The sequence below is a fragment of the Streptomyces sp. NPDC051172 genome (assembly GCF_040682555.1).
Lineage (GTDB): Bacteria > Actinomycetota > Actinomycetes > Streptomycetales > Streptomycetaceae > Streptomyces.
The window spans coordinates 1-20024 of record NZ_JBFBBE010000039.1; the positions used below are offsets into that span (position 1 = coordinate 1).

Consider the following 20024-nt stretch of genomic DNA (forward strand, 5'->3'; position numbering starts at 1 on the left):
GCCGTACCGACCGGTGTGAAGTTCTTCAACTGGATCGGAACGATGTGGAAGGGGTCCCTGTCCTTCGAGACCCCGATGCTCTGGGCGACCGGCTTCCTGGTCACCTTCACCTTCGGTGGTCTGACGGGTGTCATCCTGGCCTCGCCGCCGATGGACTTCCACGTCTCGGACTCGTACTTCGTGGTGGCCCACTTCCACTACGTCGTCTTCGGCACCGTCGTCTTCGCGATGTTCTCCGGCTTCCACTTCTGGTGGCCGAAGATGACCGGCAAGATGCTCGACGAGCGCCTCGGCAAGATCACCTTCTGGACGCTGTTCATCGGCTTCCACGGCACCTTCCTGGTCCAGCACTGGCTGGGTGCCGAGGGCATGCCCCGTCGTTACGCGGACTACCTCGCGGCCGACGGCTTCACCGCCCTGAACACGATCTCGACGATCAGCTCGTTCCTGCTCGGCATGTCGATCCTGCCGTTCCTCTACAACGTGTGGAAGACGGCCAAGTACGGCAAGCCGGTCGGCGTCGACGACCCGTGGGGCTACGGCCGCTCGCTCGAGTGGGCGACGTCCTGCCCGCCGCCGCGGCACAACTTCCTCACCCTGCCGCGGATCCGCAGTGAATCCCCGGCGTTCGACCTGCACCACCCTGAGATCGCCGCTCTCGACCAGCTCGAGAACGCGCCTCACGGTGAGAAGGCTCTGGCTGGTGGCAAGGAGGCCGGCAAGTGAAGGTTCAGGGCAAGATGTTCATGTGGCTGAGCGTCTTCGTCCTCGCCATGGCGGTGGTCTATGGCGTGTGGTCGAAGGAGCCGGCCGGTACCACGGCGCTCTTCCTGGCCTTCGGTCTGTGCATCATGGTCGGCTTCTACCTCGGCTTCACGGCCAAGCGGGTCGACGCGGGTGCGATGGACAACAAGGAGGCGGACGTCGCGGACGACGCCGGCGAGGTCGGGTTCTTCAGCCCGCACAGCTGGCAGCCGCTGGCCCTCGGGGTCGGTGGTGCGCTCGCCTTCCTGTCGATCGCGATCGGCTGGTGGCTGCTGTACTTCTCGGCGCCGATCATCATGATCGGCCTGTACGGCTGGGTCTTCGAGTACTACCGCGGTGAGAACCGCACCCAGTAGCACGCGCAGATCGCATCAGGAGCCCGGACACTCCGTAAGGAGCGTCCGGGCTCCCACTTTTGCCCCAATGTCGTTCCCCCGTACGGATTACCCCGCGCGCCGTCCTTGACGAACGTCCATAGCGTGAGGGACATGAACCACTCTCCGCGCACCCGCACCGTCGTCAGCTGCACTCTGCTGGTGGTCGCCCTCGGCGCGGGCGGCACCGCTTGCAGCAGCGGGGGCAACCCGCTGGCCGACAAGCCGTACGACGCGACGGACCAGGTCTCCTTCAGCGGCCTCAAGGATGACGGGAAGAAGGCCGACCCGGACAAGGCCATAGAGGTCACCGCCGAGGACGGCGGCCGCCTCACGGACGTCACCGCCACGGACGCCGCAGGCCGCTTCGTGGCGGGCGAACTCTCCGCCGACGGCACCCACTGGCACAGCACCTCCCCGCTCGCCGCCAACGCCCACTACACGGTCCGGGTGAGCACGGAGGACGAGGACGGGGCGCCGGGCCGCAAGGTCCTCACCTTCGACACCAGCACCCCCACCACCAAGAAGCGCCTGAATGTGAAGTTCGGCCCCGACTCCGGCGAGTACGGCGTCGGCCAGCCCGTCACCGCCCAACTCGACCAGCCCGTCAGGGACAGGGCACAGCGCGCCATCGTCGAACGGGCGCTACGCGTGGACTCCGTGCCCGCCGTGCAGGGCGCCTGGCACTGGGTGGACGACAAGGAGCTCCACTACCGCCCCAAGGACTACTGGCCCGCGCACGCCACCGTCCAGGTGCACAGCAACCTGGACGGCATCAAGGTCGGCGACCGCCTGTGGGGCGCCAGGAGCAAGCCACTGAAGCTCACCATCGGCGACAGCCTCATCGCCGTCACCGACGCCTCGGCGCACTCCATGACGGTGTACAAGAACGGCGAGGACATCAGGGAACTCCCCGTCACCACCGGCAAGCCCGGCTTCGAGACCCGCAACGGCGTCAAGGTCGTACTGGGCAAGCAGTCCTTCGTACGCATGCGCAGCGCCACCGTCGGCATCGCCGAAGGCAGCGCCGACTCCTACGACCTGCCCGTCTACTGGGCCACCCGCCTCACCTGGAGCGGCGAGTACGTGCACGCCGCCCCCTGGTCCGTGGGCTCCCAGGGCTACGCCAACGTCAGCCACGGCTGCACCGGCATGAGCACCGCCAACGCCGAATGGTTCTTCAGCATCGTCCACGAGGGCGACGTGGTGAAGGTCATCAACTCCAACGGCAACACCATGGAGCCCTTCGGCAACGGCTTCGGCGACTGGAACCTCACCTGGAAGAACTGGCGCACGGGCAGCGCCCTGGTGGGAGGCACCCCGGACGGCCCCAGCCCGGACGACGTGGCACGGCTACGTCCGACGGCCGTGTGAGCGCCCCGAAGGGCGCGGGGCCGTGTCGCCGTCCCGAGCTCTCAGGCGCTCTGCTGAAGCGCCTTCCGCCGCAGCAGAGAAGCCAGCGCGGAGGCGAACTCCACAGGCTCCACAGGCAACGTCACAGCCGCATCCGCCCGACTCCACGTGGCCAGCCACGCATCCTGCGGCCGCCCGATGAGCAGAAGCACCGGCGGGCAGTTGAACACCTCGTCCTTGATCTGCCGGCACACCCCCATGCCGCCCATGGGCACGGCCTCGCCGTCCAGGACGCACACGTCGATCCCGCCCCGGTCCAGTTCCTTGATGACGGCGGCCGGCGTCGCACACTCCAGGAACTCGACGACGGGAACGTCGGGAGCGGGCCTGCGCCCGGTCGCGAGCCGCACCTGTTCGCGGGTGTTGGAGTCGTCGCTGTAGACCAGCACCGTGGCGGTCGGCTGCATAGTTCCTCCGAGACGTCAGCGTCGTACGGAAAGGCCCGATGGGGCGGATGTTACTCCGTTCAACACCACGTCAACACCGGTACGGACGGCAGCAACACTCCGAACGGCACCCCCCGGAGTGAGGGCGGGATAAGCGACCGACATAATGTCGGTCGTGGCGACAGCAACGACAGTAGAAACCGGGCACGCGCACCCGTCGGTCAACCGGCCGAACCTCACCAGCGTCGGAACCATCATCTGGCTGAGTTCCGAGCTGATGTTCTTCGCGGCCCTCTTCGCGATGTACTTCACCCTGCGATCGGTGACCGGTCCGGATCACTGGAAGGAGATGGCGAGTCATCTCAACATTCCGTTCTCCGCGACCAACACCACGATCCTGGTGCTCTCCTCCCTGACCTGCCAGCTCGGCGTGTTCGCCGCCGAGCGCGGGGACGTGAAGAAGCTCCGGGGCTGGTTCATCATCACGTTCGTGATGGGTGCGATCTTCATCGGCGGTCAGATCTTCGAGTACACGGAGCTGGTGAAGAAGGACGGCATCTCGCTGTCCTCCGACCCGTACGGCTCGGTGTTCTACCTGACCACCGGGTTCCACGGCATGCACGTGACGGGCGGCCTCATCGCCTTCCTGTTCGTTCTCGGCCGCACCTACGCGGCCAAGAGGTTCACCCACGAGCAGGCGACCGCGGCCATCGTCGTGTCCTACTACTGGCACTTCGTCGATGTCGTGTGGATCGGCCTCTTCGCCACGATCTACCTGATCAAGTAGCCGGGCCCGTTCCCGCGTGCGCCCGCTCGGCGCACAACCCACAAGCATCGACGCAGAAGATCCTGACACCGGGGTAATCCGTGAAAAAGCTCTCCGCACGACGACGCCATCCCATGGCGGCTCTCGTCGTCCTACTCCTCGCGCTGGCATGCACCGGGGGGCTGTACGCCGCGTTCGCACCCGCGAGCAAGGCGCAGGCCGATGACACCGCCCAGTCCCTTGCCATCGACGAGGGCAAGAAGCTCTACTCCGTGGGCTGCGCCAGCTGCCACGGCACCGGCGGTCAGGGCACCTCCGACGGTCCGAGCCTCGTGGGCGTGGGCGCCGCGGCCGTCGACTTCCAGGTCGGCACCGGCCGTATGCCGGCCCAGCAGCCGGGCGCTCAGGTCCCGAAGAAGAAGGTCATCTACTCGCAGGCCGAGATCGACCAGCTCGCCGCGTACATCGCCTCCCTCGGCGCCGGCCCGTCCATCCCGACGGCGGCGCAGTACGGCCCGGACGGTGCCGACATCGCCAAGGGCGGCGAGCTGTTCCGCACCAACTGCGCGCAGTGCCACAACTTCACCGGCAAGGGCGGTGCGCTGACGCACGGCAAGTTCGCGCCGAGCCTTGAGGGCGTCGACCCGAAGCACATCTACGAGGCCATGCAGACCGGCCCGCAGAACATGCCGTCGTTCCCCGACACCACGATGTCGGAGCAGAACAAGAAGGACATCATCGCGTACCTCCACGCGGTCAACGGAGACGACACCGAGAGCCCCGGCGGCCTTGAGCTGGGCGGACTCGGCCCGGTCTCCGAGGGCCTGTTCGCCTGGATCTTCGGACTCGGCGCGCTGATCGCGGTCGCCGTCTGGGTCGCCGCTCGGACCGCAAAGGCCAAGAAGTCATGAGTAGCCAAGACATTCCAGAAGAGAACCTGCCCGCTGAGCAGGACGCGCACGGCACCGTAAGCCTCGCGGACGAGCAGAACCCGTTCGCGGACCCCGGTCTGCCGCCCCACGAGCACCGGGTGCAGGACATCGACGAGCGGGCCGCCAAGCGGTCCGAGCGTGTGGTGGCCATGCTGTTCACGGTCTCGATGCTGGCCACGGTCGGCTTCATCGCCTCGTACGTGGCGATCCCGCACGACAAGTCGATCTTCGTGTTCCCGATCGGCCACATCAACGCGCTGAACTTCGCGCTCGGCCTGACCCTGGGCCTTGCGCTGTTCGCCATCGGCGCGGGCGCGGTCCACTGGGCCCGCACCCTGATGTCCGACGTGGAGATCGCCGACGAGCGGCACCCGATCGAGGCGTCCCCCGAGGTCAAGGCCAAGGTCATGGCCGACTTCAAGCAGGGCGCCAAGGAGTCCGCGCTCGGCCGCCGCAAGCTCATCCGCAACACGATGTTCGGTGCGCTGGCCCTGTTCCCGCTCTCCGGCGTCATGCTGCTGCGTGACCTCGGACCGCTGCCGGGGACCAAGCTGCGCCACACGCTGTGGTCCAAGGGCAAGCTGCTCGTCAACATGAACACCAACGAGCCGCTGCGTGCCTCCGACGTCGTGGTCGGCTCGCTCACCTTCGCCAAGCCCGAGGGCCTGGAGGAGCACGACGAGAACTTCCAGACCGAGATCGCCAAGGCGGCCCTGATGATCGTCCGGATCCAGCCGGACAACATCAAGGACAAGCGCGAGCTCGAGTGGTCGCACGAGGGCATCGTCGCGTACTCGAAGATCTGCACCCACGTCGGTTGCCCGATCTCGCTGTACGAGCAGCAGACGCACCACGTGCTGTGCCCCTGCCACCAGTCCACCTTCGACCTGTCCGACGGTGCCCGGGTGATCTTCGGCCCCGCCGGTCACGCCCTGCCGCAGCTGCGCATCGGCGTGAACGACCAGGGCTACCTCGAGGCGCTCGGCGACTTCGAAGAGCCCGTCGGTCCTGCATTCTGGGAGCGCGGATGAGCACCAACGAGACGCACACATCAGCCGCTGCCGCGGCGGGCGAGCGGCGCGGCAAAGCGCCGGCCGGCGAGCGCGTCGCCGACTGGGCCGACGGCCGGCTGGGGATCTACTCCCTGGCCAAGACCAACATGCGCAAGATCTTCCCCGACCACTGGTCGTTCATGTTGGGCGAAGTGTGCATGTACAGCTTCATCATCCTCATCCTCACGGGTGTGTATCTGACGTTGTTCTTCCACCCGTCGATGAACGAGGTGGAGTACCACGGCAGCTACATCCCGCTGCAGGGCCAGATGATGTCCGAGGCGTTCAACTCGACCCTGCACATCTCCTTCGATGTGCGCGGTGGTCTGCTCATCCGGCAGATCCACCACTGGTCCGCGCTGATCTTCCTCGCGGGCATGTTCGTGCACATGATGCGTGTGTTCTTCACCGGCGCGTTCCGCAAGCCGCGTGAGGTCAACTGGATCTTCGGCTTCCTGCTGTTCGTCCTGGGCATGTTCACCGGCTTCACCGGTTACTCGCTGCCGGACGACCTGCTCTCCGGCACCGGTGTCCGCTTCATGGAGGGCGCGATCCTGTCCGTGCCGGTCGTCGGCACGTACCTGTCGATGTTCCTCTTCGGCGGCGAGTTCCCGGGCGGAGACTTCGTGGCCCGGTTCTACTCGGTCCACATCCTGCTGCTGCCGGGCATCATGCTCGGCCTGATGGTGGGCCACCTGATCCTGGTCTTCTACCACAAGCACACGCAGTTCGCGGGCCCCGGAAAGACGAACAACAACGTCGTCGGCATGCCGCTGCTGCCGGTGTACATGGCGAAGGCCGGCGGCTTCTTCTTCCTGGTCTTCGGCGTCATCACGGCCATCGCGGCGATCGCCTCGATCAACCCGATCTGGGCCATGGGCCCCTACCGTCCGGACCAGGTGTCCACCGGCGCCCAGCCCGACTGGTACATGGGCTTCTCCGAGGGCCTGATCCGGGTGATGCCGGGCTGGGAGATCAACCTGTGGGGCCACACGCTCGTCCTGGGCGTGTTCATCCCGCTGGTGATCTTCCCGCTGGTCCTGGTCTCGATCGCGGTCTACCCGTTCATCGAGTCGTGGGTCACCGGCGACAAGCGCGAGCACCACATCCTGGACCGGCCGCGCAACGCCCCGACGCGTACCGCCTTCGGTGCGGCGTGGATCTCCTGGTACTTCGTGCTGCTCGTCGGTGGTGGCAACGACCTCTGGGCGACCCACTTCCACCTGTCGATCAACTCGATCACCTGGTTCGTCCGGGTCGCGTTCTTCGTCGTGCCGGTGCTCGTGTTCATCGCCACCAAGCGGATCTGCCTCGGCCTCCAGCGCCGCGACAAGGACAAGGTGCTGCACGGCCGCGAGTCGGGCATCATCAAGCGCCTGCCGCACGGTGAGTTCATCGAGGTGCACGAGCCGCTCAGCCAGGACGCCCTGCACACCCTCACCGCGCACGAGCAGTACAAGCCGGCCGAGATCGGCCCGACGGTCGACGAGAACGGCGTCGAGCGCAAGGTCAAGGGCTCCGAGAAGCTGCGCGCCAAGCTCAGCGAGGCGTACTACGGCGAGGAGTCCCAGATTCCGAAGCCGACCGTCGAGGAGTACAGGGAGATCACGAGCGGCCACGGCCACCACTGATCGCTGCGGCTCGCCACGCCACGGCAGAAGGGCCCCCGTCCGGTCTTCGGACGGGGGCCCTTTTCCATGCCCTGAGCTGGATAGGGTGGCCTCACACTCGTTCTCTTCTTCTACGACGACCAGGAGCGGCCTTATGAGCGCTGTGACCCCCGCTGGAGGCGACACCACGGCGGGCCGTTCCTGGCCCGAGGTACTGAACGCCCTGCTGTACGGCCGCGACCAGAGCGCCGAGGCGACCTTCTGGGCGATGGACCAGATCATGCGGGGCGAGGCGACCGACGCGCAGATCGCCGGGTTCGTGGTGGCGCTCAGGGCGAAGGGCGAGACCGTCGAGGAGATCAACGGGCTGGTCCGGGCGATGTACGAGCACGCCAACGTGATCGAGGTGCCCGGCCGGACCGTCGACATCGTCGGCACCGGCGGTGACGGCGCGAAGACCGTGAACATCTCCACCATGTCCGCGATCGTCATCGCCGGCACGGGCGCGAAGGTCGTCAAGCACGGCAACCGGGCCGCCTCCTCCGCGTCCGGTGCCTCGGACGTCCTGGAGAAGCTCGGCGTCAATCTGGAGCTGACGCCGAAGCGGGTCGCGGAGGTCGCCGAGGAAGCCGGGATCACCTTCTGCTTCGCCGTCAAGTTCCACCCGGCGCTGCGTCACGCGGGCGCCGCGCGCGGCCAGTTGGGCATCCGTACGGTGTTCAACGCGCTCGGCCCGCTGACCAACCCGGCGCGGGTGAAGGCGCAGGCCGTCGGCGTCGCCGATCCGCGCATGGCGCCGATCATCGCCGGTGTCTTCGCCGAACGCGGCAACTCCTCCCTGGTGTTCCGCGGCGATGACGGCTTCGACGAGCTGACGACGACGGCCACCTCACGCGTCTGGGTCGTCCGCGACGGCAAGGTCACCGAGGAGACCTTCGACCCCCGTGACGTCGGCATCGAGCTGGTCCCGGTGGAGGCCCTGCGCGGCGGCGACCCGTCGTACAACGCGGAGGTCGCCCGCAGGCTCCTCGACGGCGAGAAGGGCCCCGTACGCGACGCCGTACTGCTGAACTCGGCGGCCGCACTTGTGGCCCTCGATCCGGGGCCCGGGACGCTGGCCGACCAGATCCGGGCCGGCATGGACAGGGCGGCCCAGTCGATCGACTCCGGCGCGGCCAAGCGGGCGCTGGAGCGCTGGGTGGCGGCCAGCAACGCATAGCAGGGCAGTGCGGTCCCGCAATGCGGACACGAGTTGCGGGACCGCGATCACTTCACGTACGTTCCTGTCCAGGTCATGAGTGACAGTCATGAGGCCCCGGCCGACTGTCCGGCAACCCTCCGTCCGTGGCGGGGTGCCCCGGGTGAAGACCAGGCCGTAGGCAGCGAGGTCTACGGCAAGCGCGGACCCCTCGAGCAACCAGGGGTCCTGGTCGTCGAGGAGCCTTCCGTGAGCAAGCGAATGCGATAGGGCCGCAGAGCCCCGCCTCCGCATCCCCTTTTCTCCTTCACGCCCCTGCTTGAGCGATACCGCTCGCGGGGCGAATTCCACCTGCTTACACGGGAGTTCCGCCATGTCTGTCTCCACCGCTGCCGCCGCCACCTCGGTTTGTGCCCCGCTGCCCGTTCTGGGCCGGGACGTCACCGTCCCGCTCGTCACGGGCGGCGAAGTCACCTATGCGGCGCTCGACTACGCGGCCAGCGCGCCGGCCCTGCAGCGCGTGTGGGACGACGTCGCGGCGTACGCGCCCTACTACGGCAGCGTCCACCGCGGCGCCGGCTACCTCTCCCAGCTGTCGACCGACCTCTTCGAGAACGCCCGCAGGACCGTTGCCGAGTTCCTGGACTGCCGCGCCGACGACCAGCTGATCTTCACCCGGTCGACCACGGACTCCCTCAACCTGCTGGCGCAGGCTCTCCCGGCCGACTGCCAGGTCTTCGTCTTCGAGACCGAGCACCACGCCAGCCTGCTGCCCTGGAAGGACGCCCGGGTCACCTACCTCAACGCTCCGCGCACCCCGCAGCAGGCCGTCGAGACCCTGGAGAAGGCCCTCGCCGACCGGGACCCCCGAGGTCCGGCCCTGGTCTGCGTCACCGGCGCCTCGAACGTCACCGGCGAGCTGTGGCCGGTGCGCGAGCTCGCCGCTGCCGCCCATGCGCACGGCGCCCGTATCGTCCTGGACGCCGCCCAGCTCGCCCCGCACCACCCGGTCTCCGTGCAGGACCTCGACGTCGACTGGGTCGCCTTCTCCGGCCACAAGCTGTACGCGCCCTTCGGCTCCGGCGTACTGGCCGGCCGCGCCGACTGGCTGCAGGCCGCCGACCCCTATCTCGCCGGCGGCGGCGCCAGCCGCAAGGTCACCCGGCGCGAGGACGGCGGCGTGGACGTGGAGTGGCACGACAGCGCGGCCCGCCACGAGGCCGGCTCCCCGAACGTGATCGGCGCCTACTCCATCGCGTCGGCCTGCAAGGCGCTCACCGAGGCCGGCTTCGACACCCTGGTCGCCCGCGAGCAGCACCTGATCGACACGGTCCGGGCGGGCCTCGCGGAGGTGCCCGAGGTGCGGGTCCTCTCACTCTTCGGCGACGACGCCCCCCGCGTCGGCGTGATCTCCTTCGTCGTCGAGGGCTGGAACAGCTCGCACTTCGCCGCCGCGCTCTCCGCCGAGTACGGCATCGGCGTCCGCGACGGCCTCTTCTGCGCCCACCCGCTGGTCCGCACCCTCCTGGGCAGCGACCCGCAGACCCAGGGTGAGTGCGGCGCCCCGGAGGCCGCTCCCGGGGAAAAGTCCCTCAACGCCATCCGCGTCAGTTTCGGCGCCGGAACCCCCGACGAACACGTCGAGCGCTTCGTCACCGCCGTCAAGGAACTGGTGGCGGACGGCGCGCAGTGGACGTACAGGACAGAGGCCGGCCGCTGCGTACCCGCGGTGTGAGCAGCTGTCCGCGCCCCGCAGACGCTTAGGAAACGATCACGAGTCCAACCCGATGGCGAACGCGGCCTCAAGGTCATGCTGCGAGTACGTACGAAACGCGACGTGCGTATCCGTGGCCTCGACCCCGGGGATCTTGCTGATGCTGCCGGGAATCACGTCAGCAAGATCCTCATGCTGCTTGACCCGCACCATCGCGATCAGGTCATACGTCCCGGTCACGGAAAAGACCTCACTCACGCTCTCCAGCGAAGCGATCCGCTCCGCGATCTCGGGGATCCGGTCCACGCTGGTCTTGATGAGGACGATCGCGGTGATCACGGCTGGTTCTCTCCCTCGGGGGCCGTTGCTGGGGCGGCCCTCACTCTAGTCGTACGGCCGAATCGGACCCAGGCGTAGACGAAGCCCAGGCCGAAGCCCACCAGGTGGGCCAGATAGGCCACCCCCGGTCCCGTCGCCGCATGCCCGGCCGCCAGCCACTGCAGGGCCGCCCAGAAGGGCAGCACGATCCAGGCGGGGAAACGCAGGGGGAGGAAGAAGAGGAACGGCAGAAGACTGGTCACCCGCGCCCCGGGGAACAGGTACAGAAACGCACCCAGGACCGCCGAGATCGCCCCGGACGCGCCGACCAGGGACTGCTGGGACGTGGCATTGGCCGCCGCGTACCCCAGCAGGGCGAGGTAGCCGCAGCCGACGTAGAAGAGCGTGAACTGGACGCGGCCCATCCGTTCCTCGGTCATCACCCCGAAGACGTAGAGGAAGAGCATGTTGCCGAGCAGGTGCACCCAGCTGCCGTGGACGAACAGGGCCGTGGCGGGGGTCAGGGCGGCCCTGGGGGAGCCTTGGAACAGCTCGGCCGGGACAACGCCCCAGCGGTGGAAATAGGCGCGCTGGGCGGCGAGCAGCGCATCGCCGGAACCGTGGACCGGATTCAGGCCGGCTGCCGGGCCGGTCACGAAGAGCAGACAGCACAGGGCGATCAGCGTGTACGTCATGGGCGCCGAGGGGCGCCGGATCGCTCTGCCGACGGTCGCGCTCCACTTGCCGATCATGAACACAGAGCATGACGTAACGGGACGCAGTCGCACAGACCGCCTCGCCGCCGTGGACGGACGGGCGGCGAGTGAGCGCCAGGCCGTAGGGTTACGAGCCACACGCCCGGGGAAGCTCGGGCGTCACTGACAATAGAAGGCCTAGAAGGAAAGAGCACAGGCACGATGACGGTTCCCCTCCCGACCGCCACGACGCGGTGGCGCTGCACCCTCTGCGGCAACCTCACGCGTTTCGACGTGACCCGCTCGTCGAAGGTGGTCGAGTACGTCCACCTCGATCTGGCCGGTGAGCCCAAGGTCGAGGAGCGCGAGGTGGTCAGTGAGACCATCGAGTCGGTGCGCTGTCGCTGGTGCAACGCGGTGGATCAGGTGGAACTCGTGGACAGGCCGGGCGCCGACTCCTGAGCGGAGCGGCCCCACAGGTAATGGGGTGTGACGGATGGTGGAGACCACAGGCGGGGGGCCGGGCGACGGCACCGCCGAGGTGCTTGACCGTCCGCTGCCCGACGGAGTGCGCCGCAAGGTCGTCCAGATCGTCTCGGACGGCTTCGGCGGGCTGACCGTCGGCGAACTGCCCGCACAGCTCAGGCAGTACGCCCGTTTCGCACCGAACCGGCGGGCCAAGTTCGCCGGCAACGCGATGGCGGCCGCGCTGGAGACCGATCCGCTGTTCCGGCAGCGCATCGGGGAGAAGCTGAGAGAGGCCCAGCCGGAACTCACCGGCGCTCTCGACTCCGGCTCGCCGCCCCCGGCCGCGGATCCGCTCGACGTGGCGGCCGCGGCCTATGTGCTGCGGCCCACCGGCTGGGTGAAGCTCGTGACCGCGGCCGGCGAGGAGGCCCAGCGGGCCGATGCCGAGCGCGCCGACGAGGAGAGCCGGGCCGAGCTGGAGCGGCTGCGTGCGGAGCTCGACCGGGCCCGGGAGCAGACCAGGGCCGACACCGAGCGGCTCCGTACCGAGCTGGACGCCGCCAAGAAGGAGGCCGACTCGCTGCACCGCAAGCTGCGAGCGGCCCTCAGTGACGTCAAGCGGGGCGAGGCCGCCCTGCGCAAGATCCAGGGCGAGATCGAGACCGTGCGCGCCGAGGGGCAGGCGCAGGTGTCCGCCGCCGAGAGCGAGTCCCGGCGGCTGAAGTCGCGGCTCGGGGAGGCGGAGGCGGCCCTGGAGGCCACGCGCAAAGCAGCGCGCGAGGGGCGCAGTGTCGAGGACATGCGCGTGCGCCTGCTTCTGGACACCGTCCTGGACGCGGCCCAGGGGCTGCGCCGGGAGCTGGCGCTGCCGCCGGTGTCCGTACGGCCGGCGGAGACGGTCGATGCGGTCGAGCCGGGACGAATGACCCCGAAAGACATCGCAGCGCGCGCTTTGTCCGAAAATGACCCCGCGATCCTGGATCAGCTGCTCGAGCTGCCGCAGGCGCATCTGGTCGTCGACGGTTACAACGTCACCAAAACGGGTTATCCGCAAATGCCTCTGGACAAGCAGCGGTTGAGGCTCCTCGGGCAGCTTTCGCAACTCGCTGCACAGTCCGGCGCCGAGGTCACCTGTGTCTTCGACGGGGCCGAGCTGGCCGCTCCGGTGCTGCTCGCGCCGCCGCGCGGAGTGCGGGTGCTGTTCTCCAAGCCGGGCGTCACCGCGGACGAGTTGATCCGCCAGCTGGTGCGCGCGGAGCCGCCCGGACGGCCCGTCATCGTTGCCTCCACGGACCGCGAGGTGGCCGACGGCGTGGCCCGTGCGGGGGCGCGGCCCATCGCCTCGGCGATGCTCCTGAAGCGGCTGTCCTGACCCTGCCCTGAGCCGTTTCCCGGGTCGCTGTCCCGAAGGTCGAACTTCTAGGTTTAATGCCCGAATTGGCGCAATCGTCACGCAACGTAGCGTCAACCTCGCGTCACCGCATGTGGGTTATGTGCAAAGAATGCATTGCGTCACTAAGATTTTTCACGCCAGGATTTGAAGTGATCACAGGAAGGTCACTAAGGTCTGGCCTCGAACCTCCGAGCGGGTGATCACTCACAAGAAGGAGCCTTCTTCCGTGGCGTCCCATCGTCGACCGAAGCAGCCGAGCCGGGCTCGTGTGACTGTGCTCACCACCGCAGCTGCTGCCGCTGTTGCACTCAGCGCCCAGGCCGCGAATGCCGCGCCGAGCGAGAAGCCCTCCAAGGATGCGGTCAAGGCCAAGGTCGACGAGCTGTACAACCAGGCCGAGCAGGCCACCGAGAAGTTCAACGGTGCCAAGGAGAAGCAGCAGAAGCTGCAGAAGGAAATCTCCACGATCCAGGACAACGTCGCCCGGGGCCAGGAGGAGCTCAACCAGCTGCGTGACTCCATCGGCCTGGCGGCGGCCGCGCAGTACCGCACCGGCACCATCGACTCGTCCCTGCAGCTCTTCCTGTCGTCGAACCCGAACGACTACCTGGACAAGGCGTCCACCGCCGACCAGCTCAGCGCCCAGCAGGTCGAGGCGCTGAAGAAGATCCAGGAGAAGCAGCGCGAACTCGCCCAGGAGCGCGCCGAGGCCTCCGACAAGCTCAAGGACCTCGCCTCCACCCGCACGGAGCTGGGCAACAAGAAGAAGGACATCCAGGGCAAGCTCGCCGAGGCGCAGAAGCTGCTCAACTCGCTGACGGCCGCGGAGCGGGCCTCGCTCGCCGCCGCCGACGCCCGCGCCAGCCGCTCGGCCAGCGCGCGGGTGGACCTCGGCAACACGACCGCCGCCTCCGCCCGGGCCCAGGCGGCCTTCGACGCCGCCAAGACCCAGATCGGCAAGCCGTACGTCTACGGCGCCACCGGGACCGCCTCCTACGACTGCTCGGGCCTGACCTCCTGGGCCTACGGCCAGGCCGGTGTCTCGATACCGCGCACCTCGCAGGCGCAGGCCGACGCCGGTACGCGGATCTACTCCGAGAGCCAGCTCCAGGTCGGCGACCTCGTGCTCTTCTACGGCGACCTGCACCACGTCGGCCTCTACGCGGGCAACGGCATGGTGCTGCACGCCCCGCACACCGGCGCCACCGTGCGCTACGAGTCGATCGGCGACATGCCGTTCCAGTTCGGCGTCCGGATCTGACCCGCGCCCCTGAGGAACCGTTTCAAGATCAGGACACCAATCCGCCCGAACGGGCGAATTACGTGAACCCGCACTGACCCCCCGCCCCGCCCATGACCTGCGTCAGAGGCGGGGCGTCACGTTGTGTGGCCACGGAGGTCTTTGGCCGCCGCCCCGCCGCGGGGTTACTGTCTGCCGCGTTTCCCTGCTGCGGCAGGGAGGCAGTCCTTGTCGCCAGCGGAAGGAGCGCGGCTTCCCGTGGGGTCTCATCGTCGCCTTGCACCGACGTCCGGGTTCAACCGGGGCGCCGGCACCGCCTTGTGTGTGCTGTCCGCCGCGGCCTCCGCCCTCGGCGCCGCCCCGGCCGACGCCGCTCCGCACGACCACACCCGGGCCGAGGTGGACCGCCTCTACGCGGAGGCCGAGAAGGCGACCGAGGCCTACGACAAGGCCGACGAAACCGCGGGCAGGCTGCAGAAGCAGGTGCACGACGCGCAGGACCTGATCGCCCGGCAGCAGGAGCGCATCAACTCCGTGCGGGAGTCGCTCGGTTCGCTGGCCGTCGCCCAGTACCGCTCCGGCGGCATCGACCCGACCCTCGCCCTGCTCTTCTCCGACAACCCGTCCGACTACCTCGACAAGGCCTCCGTCCTGGACCGGATCAACGCCCATCAGGCGGGCGAGCTCAGAGACCTCCAGTCCTCCATGCGCGACGTCGCCCAGGAGCGTGCCGAAGCGGTCGGCAAGCTCGCCGAGCTGGAGAAGAGCCGCAAGGCCGTCGCCGCCCACAAGAGGATCGTGGAGAAGAAACTCGCCGAGGCCCGGCGGCTGCTCAACTCCCTGCCGTACGGGGAGCGTGCGGCCTACGGCCGGGCCTCCCGGGGAGACCGCGGCGAGCTCTTCCCGGACTTCGGCAGCGCCATGCCGGCCTCGGCCCGTGCGGCCGCCGCGATGGCCGCCGCCCGCTCCGCGCTCGGCATGCCGTATGTCTGGGGTGCCACCGGCCCCTACGGCTTCGACTGTTCGGGGTTGATGCAGTGGTCCTACGCGCAGGCCGGGGTCCAGCTGCCGCGCACCTCGCAGGAGCAGGCGTACGCCGGCCGGCAGATCCCGCTCTCCGAGGCGCGCCCCGGCGATCTGGTCATCTACCGTTCCGACGCCAGCCATGTCGGGATGTACATGGGCAACGGCCAGGTGATCCACGCGCCCTACCCCGGCGCGCCCGTGCGCTACGACCCGGTGGACATGCTGCCGGTGTCCTCGGTCACCAGGGTCTGACCAACCGCCCCTGTCGGCCTTACGATCGGAAAGTGGCTGGTCGTGGGCGGGCGTCGAGGTTCTCAGTGGTGGCGCTCGTGCTGCTGCTCGTCTCTTTGGTGGCATGCGGCGGGCAGCCCGCCGGCGGCAGTGCGGGGGCCGATCTGCAGCGGGTCCTCGACCGGCGGTCCACCGCCGTCCTCGACCGCGACCGGGCGGCCTTCCTGAAGACTGGCGCGCCGGGCTGGTTCGAGAACCTGCGCGGGGTGCCGCTGGCGTCCTGGTCGTACCGTGTGACCGCCCTGCACCGCACCGGCGACGAGGCGACGGCCGACGCCGAACTGCGCTATCGCATCGAGGGATACGATCACGCGCCCGTCACCGTCGGCCGCACCCTGGCCCTCTCCCGGAAGAGCGACGGGCACTGGTACGTGGCCGCGGACAGGCCCGCCGGGAAGTCCTCCCAGCAGCTGTGGGACCAGGGCCCGGTGACCGTCGTACGCGGCAGCCGCAGCATCGTTCTCGGCACCGGGCAGTCCAGCGAGGCGCTGCACTCCTACGCGGATCTCGCGGACCGTGCGGTGCCCGCCGTGTCCGCGGCCTGGGGCGGCGACTGGGCGGGGCATGTGGTGGTGCTCGTGCCGGGGTCGGTGGAGGGCATGGCGGGGCTGCTCGGCTCGCCCGCCTCCCAGTACCGTGGGATCGCGGCGGTCACCACCGGCGAGGTGGGCGGTCCGCCGACCGCGCCCGCGGACCGCATCATCGTCAACCCGGACGCGTACGCCCTCCTCGGTCCGCTGGGCAAGCAGGTCGTGCTCACCCACGAGACCACCCATGTCGCGACCCGTGCCCACACCAACGCCGCCACCCCGCTGTGGCTGTCCGAGGGGTACGCCGACTGGATCGGCTACCTCGGCACCGGCCGCACCCCGCCCGAGGCCGCGCCCGAGCTGGCGCGCGCGGTGAGCGAGGGGCGGGTGCCGGAACAGCTGCCCACCGACAAGGACTTCGGCTTCAGCGGCGACGCGACGAAGCTGGCGCAGGCCTACGAGGGCGGCTGGATGGCCTGCCGGCTGATCGCGCAGCAGTGGGGTCTTGAGCGGCTCGGGCTGTTCTACCGCGCGGTCGGCGAGCACCGGCAGCGGGCGGGTTCGGTGGAGGGTGCGCTGCGGAAGGTGCTGGGGACGACACCGGAGACGTTCACCGGGCAGTGGCGGGACTATCTCCGGACTCAACTCGGCTGATCGAGCCGGGCGACGGCCTCCCTGAGCCAGGCGCGCTCGGCCTCGCCGGTGGCTCGTGCGACCCTCAGCATGCCTTCCCGGAACAGGTCGTCCGTCTCCTCCGCGCGCACGGGTCTGCCGTCGTCGTAGAAGAAGCTCGAGGGTGTCTCCAGGAAGTCCAGGCGGCGGCGCAGCACCGCGGCCTGTTCGCGGGGGTCCGGCAGGTGCCGCAGGAAGGACAGGACCGTGTTGAAGCGGACCTGGTCGGTGATCTCCGCCTGCTTCGGGTGGCGCAGCCGCTCCAGCAGGTCCTCGCGGCCCTTGTCGGTGAGGGAGAGCATGCGGCGGGGGGCCGCGCTCGCTCCGGGTTCGGTGTGCTGGTCGAGCTTGCCCGCGGCGACGAGACGGGTGAGGGCGGGGTAGAGCGCGCCGTCGCTGACCGGGCGGACATGGCCGCTCAGCGCCTTGATGCGCTCCTTCAACTCGTAGCCGTGCAGCGGCTGTTCGGCCAGGAAGCCGAGGATCGACAGCTCGAGCAACGTTTCCTCCTTGCGGGCGCAGTGCAGCCATGCTACCTCTTATCGAGCTACCTCTATTCGAGGTAGCTCGCTTCGAGGGGGAACAGTGGTGACAGTCGTGAACGCGCACGGCAGACAGCTCATATCGCTCGCCCACCCCGTCTACTTCTCACTCCTCGCCTCCGTCGCCGCCGGGATCATCAACACCGTCTGGGTCTCCCGGCTCGGCGGTGCGGCGGTGGCCGCCGTGGCCGTGGCGACCAACACCGAGAACGTGCTGCTCGGAGTCTCGCTGGTCTTCGCCTCCGGTACGACCGTGCTGGTCGCGCACGCCAGGGGAGCGCGGGATCCGGGGGCTATGCGGGCGGCGGTGCACGGGGGCTGGGCACTGTGTGCGCTGGTCACGCCCGTCGTGGTCGCGGGCGGGCTGCTGCTGCGGGAGCCGCTGGCACGGCTGGTGCTGGGCGGGGGCGAGGGTGCCGCGCTGTCGCTCGCCGTCGGCTACTTCGCGATCTCGCTGCCGGGTATCGCCGTCTTCTTCGCGCAGAACCTCGTTGACGGAATCCTCAAGGGCGCGGGCGACACGAGGACTCCGATGCGGCTCGCGCTGCTGGCCAACGGGCTGATCCTGGTCTGCGACCCGTTCCTGATCCACTGGTACGGGGTGCAGGGCGCCGCTGCCTCGACGGTGCTGTGCCGGTGCCTGGCCCTTGGGGCGGGGTTGTTCGCGGTGCGGCGGAACGCCCTGCTGCGTGAGGCGGTCGGGGTTCGGGCCGCCGAGCGGGTCCGGGCCGCGCTCCGCCGCACCCTCGCCACCGGCCTGCCCATGTCCGCCGACTTCACCGTGCGGCAGGGCGGCGCGCTGGTCCTGGTCGCCGTCGTGGCGCGGCTCGGGGTGACGGCCGTGGCCGCGTACTCGATCGCCTACAAGGTCATGTATGTGGCGACCATGGCCTTCTACTCCGTGCGGCAGGCCGCCTCCATCCACACCGCGCACACCCGGGGCGCCGGGAGGGACGCGAGTCGGGCCATCGGGCGGCAGGCGGTGCTCGTGTCCGGGACGGTCGGGCTCGGGGCGGCCGCGGCCCTGTTCGTCACCGCCCCCTGGACCATGGCCGCCTTCGGCGCGGGGCCGGACGTCGCCCGCGCCGGCGTTCTGTTCCTGCGCTGCATCGGGCCCTACCTGCTGCTGATGGCCTGCTTCATCGCGCTCGGCGGGGTGTTCGAGGGGAGCGGGGGAGCGCCGGTGCTGCTGCGGGTGACGGCACTCGGCACCGCGGTCCAACTCGCGCTGGCGTACGGCCTGTCGGGGCTCGGCCTGCCGGGCATCTGCCTGGCGCTGGCGCTCGCGATGGGGGTGCAGTGCGCGGTGGTGGGCGTGTTGTTCCGGCGGGCCGCCCGGCGTCAGGGGGACGTCGAGTTCTCCCTGGTGCGCGTCGCCTGAGTGGGCAGGGGCGGTACCGGCTCGCGGGAGACCGTCGACTGCCACAGTTCCACGGCCCCGAGCACGGTGGCGATGACCAGCAGACCGTTGCGGACGACGAGAAGGGCGACGCCGCGGGTGTCGCTCACGACGACGTGCCCGAACCAGAGCGGGAACTCCAGCACCGTCGCGAAGGAGGCCACCAGGACCAGAGCCGCGGGCACCCCCATCCGGCTGCTCCGGAAGCAGAGGCAGACGGCCGCCAGGCCGAGCAGCCACACCATGTACTGCGGGCTGATAACCCGGCTGGTGATGGTGAACATCAGCACACCCACGAAAGCCGCGTCGGCGAGCGTGTTCGGCAGGAACCGCGTCGCCTTCAGCCGCCACAGCAGCAGCCAGCCGAAGACGATACCGGTCAGGAACAGGGCGGCCGTGCTGACCAGGCTGACATACGGGCCGAGGAATTCGAGCGAGCCGTAGTTGAGCTGCACCTGCCCTTTCCAGCCGAACTGCCGGGCGATGTGGAAGACGAGGGAGCCCAGCGACTCGATCTCGGTGCCGCGGCTGCGCTGGAAGGTCAGAAAGGCGAACGCGCCGGGCATCGTCACCGAGAACAGCGCCGCCAGCGCGGCCACGGTCGCCACCGCCCAGGCCCAGGCAGCGCGCTTGCGGGCGCCGAGCAGCAGCAGCGCCGGCCACACCTTCAGCATCGCCCCGAAACCCACCAGGACGCCCATCACGCGTGGATGCCGGGCTCCCGCGAGCAGCCCGGCCACGGCCACCGCGGTCACCATCACGTCGTAGCGCGCGTACACGGTCGGCCCGAGCAGCGGTACGCCCAGCACCCACACCCAGGCGCCGCGCAGGGCCTTGCCGGGGCGCAGCCCCGCGTACAGCAGCAGTGACAGGACGACCAGGTCCGCCAGGAAGGCGAGGACGAAGAAGGCCGTCGAGTAGTCGAGGAAGCCCAGCAGCGCGGGGGAGAGGATCGGGAGGGCGGCGGCGGGCGGGTACTGCCAGGTGACGTCGTCCAGCGGGAAGGTGCCGTGGCGCAGGGTCTCGTACCAGCCCTGGTAGATCACCGACACGTCGCTCGTGACGTCCGGCCCGGGGAAGGCGAACACCTTGAGGACGAACAGCAGCAGCACCAGCCTGGTCAGGCCCCAGGTCACCAGCAGTCCCGCAAGGGGCCGCTTTCCACCCGCAATGTCCACCGGAGCCCCGTTTCCATCCGCTTCCCGTTCGGTCTTGAGGGGAACATGATGTCCTGTGCAGC

The 20024-nt window shown here is 69.2% G+C and carries 20 protein-coding genes and 1 riboswitch; of the genes, 15 read left to right on the forward strand and 5 right to left on the reverse strand.

The window, feature by feature from the left end; translation table 11 throughout:
• From AB0N07_RS23485 to AB0N07_RS23495, 3 genes are all read left to right on the forward strand, one after another.
• Positions 1-726, forward strand: a 726-nt coding sequence (locus AB0N07_RS23485; protein WP_365838058.1) for a cbb3-type cytochrome c oxidase subunit I, incomplete at its 5' end; no start/stop codon positions are given.
• A complete protein-coding gene (locus AB0N07_RS23490; RefSeq protein ID WP_115908610.1) occupies positions 723-1121 on the forward strand; it encodes a cytochrome c oxidase subunit 4 in 399 nt (132 codons plus the stop codon). The genes AB0N07_RS23485 and AB0N07_RS23490, both read left to right, overlap by 4 nt.
• Before the next feature lie 132 nt (positions 1122-1253).
• Complete coding sequence (locus tag AB0N07_RS23495) at positions 1254-2513, forward strand: Ig-like domain-containing protein (RefSeq protein ID WP_365838060.1); 1260 nt, start codon at positions 1254-1256, stop codon at positions 2511-2513.
• A 41-nt stretch (positions 2514-2554) separates the two neighbouring features.
• On the opposite strand, the gene AB0N07_RS23500 is transcribed toward AB0N07_RS23495, so the two are convergent.
• A complete protein-coding gene (locus AB0N07_RS23500) occupies positions 2555-2959 on the reverse strand; it encodes a hypothetical protein (protein WP_365838062.1) in 405 nt (134 codons plus the stop codon).
• A 145-nt stretch (positions 2960-3104) separates the two neighbouring features.
• On the opposite strand from AB0N07_RS23500, the gene AB0N07_RS23505 reads away from it, so the two are divergent.
• From AB0N07_RS23505 to AB0N07_RS23530, 6 genes are all read left to right on the forward strand, one after another.
• A complete protein-coding gene (locus AB0N07_RS23505) occupies positions 3105-3725 on the forward strand; it encodes a heme-copper oxidase subunit III (RefSeq protein ID WP_019062389.1) in 621 nt (206 codons plus the stop codon).
• Between the two features lie 80 nt (positions 3726-3805).
• Entirely contained in the window at positions 3806-4615 is an 810-nt protein-coding gene (locus tag AB0N07_RS23510) for a c-type cytochrome (RefSeq protein WP_365838064.1), read from the forward strand.
• Positions 4612-5667, forward strand: coding sequence for a Rieske 2Fe-2S domain-containing protein (locus AB0N07_RS23515; protein WP_365838066.1), 1056 nt, complete (start codon positions 4612-4614; stop codon positions 5665-5667). Before AB0N07_RS23510 ends, AB0N07_RS23515 begins: the two co-directional genes overlap by 4 nt.
• Positions 5664-7319, forward strand: a complete 1656-nt coding sequence (locus tag AB0N07_RS23520) for a cytochrome bc complex cytochrome b subunit (protein ID WP_365838068.1) — start codon at positions 5664-5666, stop codon at positions 7317-7319. Before AB0N07_RS23515 ends, AB0N07_RS23520 begins: the two co-directional genes overlap by 4 nt.
• Positions 7320-7452: 133 nt before the next feature.
• A complete protein-coding gene (gene trpD, locus AB0N07_RS23525; RefSeq protein WP_365838070.1) occupies positions 7453-8517 on the forward strand; it encodes an anthranilate phosphoribosyltransferase in 1065 nt (354 codons plus the stop codon).
• A gap of 71 nt (positions 8518-8588) precedes the next feature.
• Positions 8589-8705: riboswitch (SAM riboswitch) on the forward strand.
• A gap of 164 nt (positions 8706-8869) precedes the next feature.
• Entirely contained in the window at positions 8870-10231 is a 1362-nt protein-coding gene (locus AB0N07_RS23530) for an aminotransferase class V-fold PLP-dependent enzyme (protein ID WP_365838072.1), read from the forward strand.
• 36 nt (positions 10232-10267) lie between these two features.
• Here AB0N07_RS23530 and AB0N07_RS23535 read toward each other — a convergent pair whose 3' ends face one another.
• Both AB0N07_RS23535 and AB0N07_RS23540 read right to left on the reverse strand, forming a co-directional pair.
• Positions 10268-10549: an Lrp/AsnC ligand binding domain-containing protein gene (locus tag AB0N07_RS23535; protein WP_099928230.1), complete on the reverse strand. Its 282-nt coding sequence runs from the start codon at positions 10547-10549 to the stop codon at positions 10268-10270.
• Complete coding sequence (locus AB0N07_RS23540; protein ID WP_365838074.1) at positions 10546-11280, reverse strand: rhomboid family intramembrane serine protease; 735 nt, start codon at positions 11278-11280, stop codon at positions 10546-10548. The genes AB0N07_RS23535 and AB0N07_RS23540 overlap by 4 nt, the downstream gene beginning before the upstream one ends.
• Positions 11281-11445: 165 nt before the next feature.
• Between AB0N07_RS23540 and AB0N07_RS23545 the strand changes: the two genes are divergently transcribed.
• From AB0N07_RS23545 to AB0N07_RS23565, 5 genes are all read left to right on the forward strand, one after another.
• Positions 11446-11685: a hypothetical protein gene (locus AB0N07_RS23545; RefSeq protein WP_009309707.1), complete on the forward strand. Its 240-nt coding sequence runs from the start codon at positions 11446-11448 to the stop codon at positions 11683-11685.
• Between the two features lie 34 nt (positions 11686-11719).
• Positions 11720-13063 carry an NYN domain-containing protein gene (locus tag AB0N07_RS23550; protein ID WP_365838076.1) on the forward strand — a complete coding sequence of 448 codons (1344 nt, stop codon included), beginning with the start codon at positions 11720-11722 and terminating at the stop codon, positions 13061-13063.
• Between the two features lie 247 nt (positions 13064-13310).
• Complete coding sequence (locus tag AB0N07_RS23555; protein WP_365838078.1) at positions 13311-14345, forward strand: NlpC/P60 family protein; 1035 nt, start codon at positions 13311-13313, stop codon at positions 14343-14345.
• A gap of 237 nt (positions 14346-14582) precedes the next feature.
• Positions 14583-15602 carry an NlpC/P60 family protein gene (locus tag AB0N07_RS23560; RefSeq protein WP_365838080.1) on the forward strand — a complete coding sequence of 340 codons (1020 nt, stop codon included), beginning with the start codon at positions 14583-14585 and terminating at the stop codon, positions 15600-15602.
• A gap of 65 nt (positions 15603-15667) precedes the next feature.
• Positions 15668-16825 (forward strand): hypothetical protein, encoded by a 1158-nt coding sequence (locus AB0N07_RS23565; protein WP_365838182.1) that lies wholly within the window; start codon positions 15668-15670, stop codon positions 16823-16825.
• On the opposite strand, the gene AB0N07_RS23570 is transcribed toward AB0N07_RS23565, so the two are convergent.
• The gene (locus tag AB0N07_RS23570; protein ID WP_365838082.1) at positions 16813-17343 is read right to left on the reverse strand and encodes a PadR family transcriptional regulator; all 531 of its coding nucleotides are present in this window, start codon (positions 17341-17343) and stop codon (positions 16813-16815) included. The genes AB0N07_RS23565 and AB0N07_RS23570 overlap by 13 nt on opposite strands.
• A 97-nt stretch (positions 17344-17440) precedes the next feature.
• Between AB0N07_RS23570 and AB0N07_RS23575 the strand changes: the two genes are divergently transcribed.
• On the forward strand, positions 17441-18766 hold the full coding sequence (locus AB0N07_RS23575; RefSeq protein ID WP_365838184.1) for an MATE family efflux transporter: 1326 nt from the start codon (positions 17441-17443) through the stop codon (positions 18764-18766).
• Here the strand turns inward: AB0N07_RS23575 and AB0N07_RS23580 are convergent.
• Positions 18727-19962, reverse strand: a complete 1236-nt coding sequence (locus AB0N07_RS23580) for a glycosyltransferase family 87 protein (RefSeq protein ID WP_365838084.1) — start codon at positions 19960-19962, stop codon at positions 18727-18729. The genes AB0N07_RS23575 and AB0N07_RS23580 overlap by 40 nt on opposite strands.
• Between the last annotated feature and the right edge of the window lie 62 nt (positions 19963-20024).